General features: G+C 39.2%; 1 protein-coding gene. It reads right to left on the bottom strand.

The window, feature by feature from the left end:
• The coding region (locus tag ACIFOT_RS32205; RefSeq protein WP_430073034.1) for an IS110 family transposase at positions 1–1163 on the bottom strand (1163 nt) is incomplete at its 3' end.
• Positions 1164–1176 lie beyond the last annotated feature (13 nt).

Genomic DNA, 1176 nt, shown 5'->3' with positions numbered 1-1176 from the left:
GAATGGCGGACAATGGAAGTTTGCCTTTGTCTATCAAAATAATCTTCTCCTAAATCTACATACATTTCTTTTCGAGTGAGAAGGTAATATGCGATTCGTAACATCGCATGTGCAACAACGATAGCTGCTTTTTTCCTTCCTTTCCGACCAGCTGTACGTCTATACAATGCGCCTAGATAGTTTTTTGACCCTCGAACTGATTGAGCTGCTTCTGTAAGTGCAGATCTTAGATACTTATTACCCTTTTTCGATCTACTAGATTTTCTCTTACCAGCGCTTTCGTTATGTCCTGGAACTAAGGCAGTCCACGAACATAAATGCGCCGCAGTAGGGAACTGATTTTTAACATCTGTACCAATCTCGGCGAGGATTTGTTCGGTCATTCTTGTAGCAATACCAGGTATGGAATCGAGACGCTCAATATCTTCTTGATAAGAACTAACTCTTTGGCTAATCTCCTGATCTAGCATATCGATTTGATCTGTTAGAAATTCAATGTGCGTTAAAATTGTCTTTAACATTAACCGTTGATGTGGGTTAACATATCCTTGAAGAGCTAATTCAAGTTCTTCTTTTTTCCGTTTCATTGTACCTCGAGCGAAGTTTGCTAGTTTTTCGGGGTCATCCTCACCATTTGCCACTGCTTTAAGCATTTCCTTTGATGATACACCCATAATATCAGAAACAACCGAACCAAGCTTAATGTTGGCTCCTTCTAAAACCTTTTGAATTCGATTATGTTGTCTAGCGCGTTCTTCAATGATACTACGGCGATAGCGAACAAGTTCCCGCAATTTTCGCTGATTCCGATCAGGAATGAAACTTGCCTTCAATAGGCCATGACGCAAAAGTTGAGCTATCCATTCGGCATCTTTAACATCCGTTTTACGTCCCGGAAGGGACTTCATATGTTGAGCATTTACTACTAAAAACTCGATTCCTTCGGACTCTAATAAGTTGACTATAGGTTTCCAATAAACACTAGTGCTTTCCATTGCGACATGGGAACAATTATTATCTTTGATCCAGTCCAATAGCTTTAATAGAAAAACAGTTTTTGTAGAAAACGTTTGAATCTCCTTTCCTTCTGAAGTCATAATACAAGCAGTGATATTGTCCTTATGGACATCCAAACCACATGCTCTTTCAATGATTACATCCATTGAAATCTTCCTT

It is taken from the genome of Neobacillus sp. NRS-1170, assembly GCF_050468025.1.
Note: the sequence above shows the minus strand (reverse complement) of the source record. Positions and strands in the feature narration are given on the sequence as shown.